The sequence below is a fragment of the Cryobacterium sp. TMT2-10 genome (assembly GCF_004403075.1).
In the GTDB taxonomy this organism is placed as follows: domain Bacteria; phylum Actinomycetota; class Actinomycetes; order Actinomycetales; family Microbacteriaceae; genus Cryobacterium; species Cryobacterium shii.
The window spans coordinates 1-6,024 of record NZ_SOGW01000020.1 but is presented as its reverse complement, the minus strand read 5'-3'; the positions used below and the strand labels follow the sequence as shown (position 1 = coordinate 6,024).

General features: G+C 70.9%; 6 protein-coding genes. All 6 read left to right on the top strand.

Features of this window, described 5'->3' with window-relative positions; translation table 11 throughout:
• The coding region (locus E3T37_RS16660) for a hypothetical protein (protein WP_166806059.1) at positions 1-373 on the top strand (373 nt) is incomplete at its 5' end.
• An 11-nt stretch (positions 374-384) separates the two neighbouring features.
• Complete coding sequence (locus E3T37_RS01775) at positions 385-957, top strand: DUF177 domain-containing protein (RefSeq protein ID WP_134365141.1); 573 nt, start codon at positions 385-387, stop codon at positions 955-957.
• Positions 958-959: 2 nt separating this feature from the next.
• Positions 960-1,163 (top strand): 50S ribosomal protein L32, encoded by a 204-nt coding sequence (gene rpmF, locus E3T37_RS01770; RefSeq protein ID WP_066596228.1) that lies wholly within the window; start codon positions 960-962, stop codon positions 1,161-1,163.
• Between the two features lie 123 nt (positions 1,164-1,286).
• On the top strand, positions 1,287-1,955 hold the full coding sequence (rnc, locus tag E3T37_RS01765; protein ID WP_134365142.1) for a ribonuclease III: 669 nt from the start codon (positions 1,287-1,289) through the stop codon (positions 1,953-1,955).
• Between the two features lie 23 nt (positions 1,956-1,978).
• Positions 1,979-2,884 carry a bifunctional DNA-formamidopyrimidine glycosylase/DNA-(apurinic or apyrimidinic site) lyase gene (mutM, locus tag E3T37_RS01760; protein WP_134365140.1) on the top strand — a complete coding sequence of 302 codons (906 nt, stop codon included), beginning with the start codon at positions 1,979-1,981 and terminating at the stop codon, positions 2,882-2,884.
• A gap of 521 nt (positions 2,885-3,405) precedes the next feature.
• On the top strand, positions 3,406-6,024 hold a 2,619-nt coding region (locus tag E3T37_RS01755), incomplete at its 3' end, for a chromosome segregation SMC family protein (protein WP_134365139.1).

The window sequence follows — 6,024 nt, the reverse complement described above, 5'->3', positions numbered from 1 at the left end:
GCCGGGGGAGCGACCGGGGGAGTCGTCGGGGGAGCCGCAGCGCGCGCCGCCCGGCGCGCCCGGCCCCGGGGCCGCCGCGGCCCTCGACCGGCTTCTCCTCGCCACGGAACGGGACCGGTTCTCGCGGGCGGGCACTGCCCCTCGCACTGAACCTCGCCCTGAACTTCGCACCGGCACCGGTGCGGGCGATGACCAGGCCGCGGAACGGGCAGCCACGCAGGCATCGGCGCTGGTCGGGGACCTCGACCTGGTCGGGCGCGCCGTCCACGAAGGGTCGGCCCGGGGCATCCGTCTGAGGTCGCGGCTGCTGCCCGCGTCGCTGTGGCGGCCCGCAGCCGGGCGACAACGCGAACACCCAGCCGCGAACGCGTAGAATGTTTCCCCGTGACTAAGTTCAAGAAGACCCCGTACAAGGTCGATGTGCGAGACCTGATCAACCGCCCGGGAACCATGCACGAGCGCCACCTCGAAATCGCCGTCCCGGAAGACCTCGGCGAAAGCCTCGTGGCCGTGAAAGCCGGCTCGACCCTCGTCGCCAATCTGCGTCTCGAGACCCTGCACGAAGGCATTCTCGTCTCCGCCCAGGTGTCCGGAATCGCCGCCGGAGAGTGCGGCCGATGCCTGATCGACGTCGAGTTGCCGGTCCAAGTCGAGTTTCACGAGCTTTTCGCGTACTCTCTAGACGAAGCTTATGAAAGTGAAGTTCAAGATGACCACGTGGATCTTGAACCTCTGATCAGGGATGCGGTGGTTTTGTCACTGCCGTTCCAGCCGGTTTGCCGGCCGGATTGCCCAGGTCTCGACCCCGAGACCGGTGAACGGCTTGCCGAGGCCCCTGAATTCGTACCCGAAGAAAAGCGCGATCCCCGGTGGGCCGCGCTGATGGAATTCCAAGCTTCCGAAAGCAGCGGCACGGATGAAGACATCCAGGCTGAAACGGATAGAGAAGAGAAGTAGTCATGGCAGTCCCGAAGCGCAAGCAATCACGCTCCAACACCCGCTCACGTCGTTCCTGCTGGAAGGCCGAGGCTCCCACCCTGGTCAAGACCATGGAAAACGGCAAAGTCGTCTACAGCCTGCCGCACCGCGCCAAGGTCGTCACCGACGCCGCCGGCACGGCGCTGTTCATGGAATACAAGGGCCGCAAGGTCGCCGACGTTTAAGTCGGTTGTGCTCGATTCTCTGATGCCGCGCCGACGGATGCCGGGGGACCCCATTGCGGGTTCCGGCCCGTGGAGTCGCGGCATCAGTGTTCTCGGCGGTCACTCGTGAGCGTCGCTCCCGAGATGTCGGCCCTGCTGGCGACGCTCGGCGTGCAGATCGATCCGGAACTGCTGGAGCTGGCCCTGACCCACCGCTCGTACGCGTACGAGCACGGCGGCGTGCCCACGAACGAGCGCCTGGAATTCCTCGGCGACTCGATCCTGGGGCAGGCCGTGACGGTCATGCTCTACCGGGCGTACCCGCGGCTCGACGAGGGTGACCTCGCCAAGCGCCGGGCCAGCCTAGTGTCGAGCGTCGCCCTCGCGGGCATCGCGCGCGGGATCGGGCTGGGCGGCTACGTGCGGCTCGGCCGCGGCGAGATCCTCACCGGCGGCCGCGACAAGTCGTCGATCCTCGCCGACACCGTCGAGGCGCTGATCGGGGCGGTCTACCTCGATTCCGGCGGTGAGGTCGCGACCGCGTTCGTGCTGCGCCTGATCGAGCCGCTCCTGAACGACCCGGGACACTTCGGCGTCTCCATGGACCCGAAAACGAGCCTGCAGGAGGCCGCGGCGCGGCTGGGCTCCGGGGCTCCGGTCTACCTCATCTCCGAGAGCGGCCCGGACCACTCCAAGGTCTTCATCGCCACGGTCACCGTGGGCATCGTCACCGCCACCGGCGAAGGCACGAGCAAGAAGCACGCCGAGATGGCTGCCGCGCTCGACGCCTGGACCCGGCTCAGCACCCCCTGACGCCGGCCGGCTGAACCGCGCGCATGCCCGAACTGCCCGAGGTCGAGGTCGTCCGCGCCGGCGTCGAACCGGCCGTCACCGGAGCGGTGATCGCCGGCGTCGAGGTCTTCGAGGACCGCTCGCTGCGCCGTCACGACCGCGCCCTGGGCCCCTTCGGCGAGCTGCTGCAGGGCCACCGTGTCCTCGCCGCCGTGCGCCGGGGCAAGTTCCTCTGGCTGCCGCTGGATACCGGGCGGGCACTGGTCGTGCACCTGGGCATGAGCGGCCAGGTGCTGCTGCGCAGCCCGGGCACGGATGCCGACGCGCAGCTTCGCATCCGTCTCGCCCTCGATCACCCGGACCACGGCGAGATCTGGCTCAACTTCGTCGACCAGCGCATCTTCGGGAGCATGGCCGTCGACACCATGGCGCCCACCAGGGACGGACTGCCCGCCGGCTTCTCCGGCCGGGCCGGCGGAGCGTGGTCGGGGCTGATCCCCTCGCAGGTCGCGCACATCGCCCGCGACCCGCTCGACGTCTCCTTCTCCGCTTCGTCGTTCCTGGCGGCCCTGGCCCGTAAGAAGACGGGCATCAAGCGAGCGCTGCTCGACCAGACCCTGATCAGCGGGATCGGCAACATCTACGCTGACGAGGCCCTCTTCGCCGCCCGCCTCCACTACGAGCAGCCGGCCGCGTCGCTCTCGCCGGCGAAGGCCCGCGTTTTGCTGGCCGCCGTGCGCAGCATCCTGAACCGCGCCCTCGCCGAGGGCGGCACCAGCTTCGACGCTCAGTACGTGAACGTGAACGGCCAGTCCGGGTACTTCTCGCACAGCCTGTCCGTCTACGGCCGGCAGGGAAAACCCTGCCCGGTCTGTGGCACCCCGCTCGTGCGCGAGCAGTTCATGAACCGCTCGTCGCACCTCTGCCCCCGCTGCCAGCGCCTGCGCTAAAGCCCGCCGCCCTAGAACTCTCCGCCCTAGAACTCTCCGCCCTAGACCCCGCTGCCCTAGAACCAATTCGACGGAGATTTTGCTCCCCACATGCCCAAAACGCCCGTTTCAGCCCAGATCGGGCAGAATCTCCGTCGAATTCGTTAGGGGCGGGGCCGCGCGTGACCGGGCGTCCCGGCGCCAGTCTCCCCAGCGACCACTGGCACGAAGCCGATCGCCTCGTTGACCGTGAGCAAGTGCCGGCTCTCCCCGGCCCTCTGAACCAATTCGACGGAGATTTTGCTCCAACGGGGCCCAAAACATCCGTTTCAGCCCAGATCGGGCAAAATCTCCGTCGAATTCGTTAGGGACCGCGCCTAACGGGGCGGGCGGGGTGAGTCCGGTACCGTGGGACAGGGCGGCGGTCGCGGTTGGCAAAGCGGGCGGAGCCTGTGGCTGGCAGAGCTCGCTGCAGTTGGCCGAGAAGGCCGCGGCCGGCAGCACGCGCAACGGAGCCTCGAGCGAAACGGAAAGGGTGGGCCGTGTATCTGAAGAGCCTCACCCTCAAGGGGTTCAAGTCCTTCGCCCACCCGACCACGTTCGCGTTCGAACCGGGCGTGACCTGCGTGGTCGGCCCCAACGGCTCCGGCAAGTCCAACGTCGTCGACGCGCTCGCCTGGGTGATGGGCGAGCAGGGCGCGAAAACGCTCCGCGGCGGCAAGATGGAAGACGTGATCTTCGCCGGCACGTCCACCAAGGGTCCGCTCGGGCGGGCGGCCGTGACGCTGACCATCGACAACACGGATGGTGCGCTGCCGATCGATTACACCGAGGTCACCATCTCCCGCACCCTGTTCCGCAACGGGGCCAGCGAGTACGCGATCAACGGGCAGACCTGCCGGCTGCTCGACGTGCAGGAACTGCTCAGCGACTCCGGCCTCGGCCGCGAGATGCACGTGATCGTCGGGCAGGGCCAGCTGGACGCCGTGCTGCGCGCCAGCCCGGAGGACCGGCGCGGGTTCATCGAGGAGGCCGCCGGCATCCTCAAACACCGTCGGCGCAAGGAGAAAACCCTCCGCAAGCTCGACGCCATGCAGGCCAACCTCACCCGGCTGAGCGACCTGGCCGGGGAGATCCGCCGTCAGCTCAAACCCCTCGGCCGGCAGGCCGAGATCGCCCGGGAGGCGCAGACGATCGCGTCCGTCGCCCGCGATGCGCGGGCCCGGCTACTCGCCGACGACGTCGTCGCCCTCCGCACGGCCCTGGACGCCCACGGGCGCACCGAGAGCGAACGGCACGCCGAACGACTGGTGCTGACCGAGCAGCTCGAGCAGAAACAACTGCGTCTGGAACGGCTCGAACAGGCGCAGATCGGCGACGCCGTCGACCAGGCCCGGCGCACCGGCTTCGGCCTCGAATCCGTGCAGGAGCGCCTGCGGGGGCTGTACACCCTGGCCAACCAGCGCCTCGCCCTGCTGGGCGCCCAGGCCGAACCCGCTGACGCCGGCCCGAGCGTGTCCGCGACCATGCTGACGGATGCCGCCGCCGAGGTTGCGGCCCTCGGCGACCGCATCACAGAGGCAGAGGCCGCCTGGGCGGCGGCGCGTGCGTCGACCGCCGCGGCCCGCAGCGAGCTCGACGCCCTCGACGAGGAGATCTCCGCCCAGGCGGTGCTGGTCTCAAGGCACGACCTCCGGATCTCCGAGCTGACCGGCCAGGCGGAGACGGCGGCGTCCCGGCTGGCTTCCGTGCGCGGTGAGGTGCTGCGCCAGCAGAACTCCCTCGACGCAGCCGCCGGCCGGGTCACCGCCGCCGAGGCGCAGCTCGCCGCGCTGCAGGGGGCTGCTGAAGAAGCCGACGCCGACCTCGGCGAGGGCGCGCCGGCCGACACCCTCGAGCAATGCCGGGCCGCCGTCGTCGACGCGGAGGGCGAGGTCGAACGCGGCCGCGACGAGCTGCACCTGCTCGAGCGGGAACGGGACGCGCTCGCGGCCCGCGCGGGGGCGTTGTCCCTCGCCCTGGACCAGAAGGACGGCTCGTCGGCGTTGGTCGCCGCGGCGCTGACGGGCATCCGTGGGCTGGTGGCCGATCACGTGCGGGTGCACCCGGGCTACGAGGCCGCGATCGCCGCCGCCCTCGGGTCGCTCGCCGACGCCGTGCTCGCCGAGACCCTCGATGCGGCCTTCGATGCCGTGCTGCGCGCCCGGGCCGACGACCTCGGCCGGGTGGAGCTCGTCGTGGCCGACGCGGGTACCGAGCCGGGCGCCGGGCCGGCTGCCGAGACGATTGCCGAGGCGGGTGCCGGTCCGGTCGCCGGGCGTGGCGCGGAGCCGCAGGACCTCCCTGACGGCCTGGTCTGGGCCTGCTCGGTGATTGATGCGCCCGCCGGCGTGCGTGGCCTGCTCGAACACACCGTGATCGCGGACGACCTCGACGCCGCACGAGCCGCGGCCCGAGCAACAGCCACAGCCACAGCCGCCGCCGGGACCATCGGCGGCCTAAACCGCGAGGCCGCGGGCCCACCGCTCACCATCATCACCCGAACGGGAGACGTGCTCAGCGAGTACGTGCTGCGCGGCGGCTCCGGCGCCAAACGCAGCAAGCTCGAGCTGGTCGCCGACCGCGATGCCGCAGCCGCAGCCCTCGGCGAGGTGACGTCCCGCATTGAGGTGGTCGGCCAGGACCTCGGCGACGCGCGAGCCCTGCTCCGCACCGGCAAGGAACAGGCCCAGGGCGCCCTCGCCCGGCTCCGCGCCTACGATTCCCGCCTGGCCGCCCAGGCCGACAAGACCAACCGTGCCACCGTGCAGGTCGAGGCGGCCACCGCCGAACGCAACCGGCTCTCCGCCGCCCTCCGCCTAGCCGGCGAGGCCGTGGCCGGAGCCGAGGCGGCGAGCGAGGCGGCCCGGACCGAACTCGATTCGATGCGGGCCCGGCCGCGCCCGGTCCTCGACTCGGGTTCCCGCGACCTGCTCTACGCCGCGCTCGAGGCCGCCCGCGAGACCGAGGTCGAGTCCCGGCTGCAGGTGGAGACGGCCCGCGAACGGGTGCGGGCCGCCCAGGCCCGGGCGGACGCCCTCGCCCGCCGGCGCGAGACCGAGCGGGCCGCGGCCGAGGAGGCAGCTCGCCGCGCCGTCATCCGTCGCCGGCAGGTGGCCGCG

What these genes read in the sequence shown, in the direction of transcription:
- rnc (WP_134365142.1), top strand. Translation starts at nt 1,287, where the DNA reads ATGTCGGCCCTGCTGGCGACGCTCGGCGTGCAGATCGATCCGGAACTG.
- rpmF (WP_066596228.1), top strand. Translation starts at nt 960, where the DNA reads ATGGCAGTCCCGAAGCGCAAGCAATCACGCTCCAACACCCGCTCACGT.
- mutM (WP_134365140.1), top strand. Translation starts at nt 1,979, where the DNA reads ATGCCCGAACTGCCCGAGGTCGAGGTCGTCCGCGCCGGCGTCGAACCG.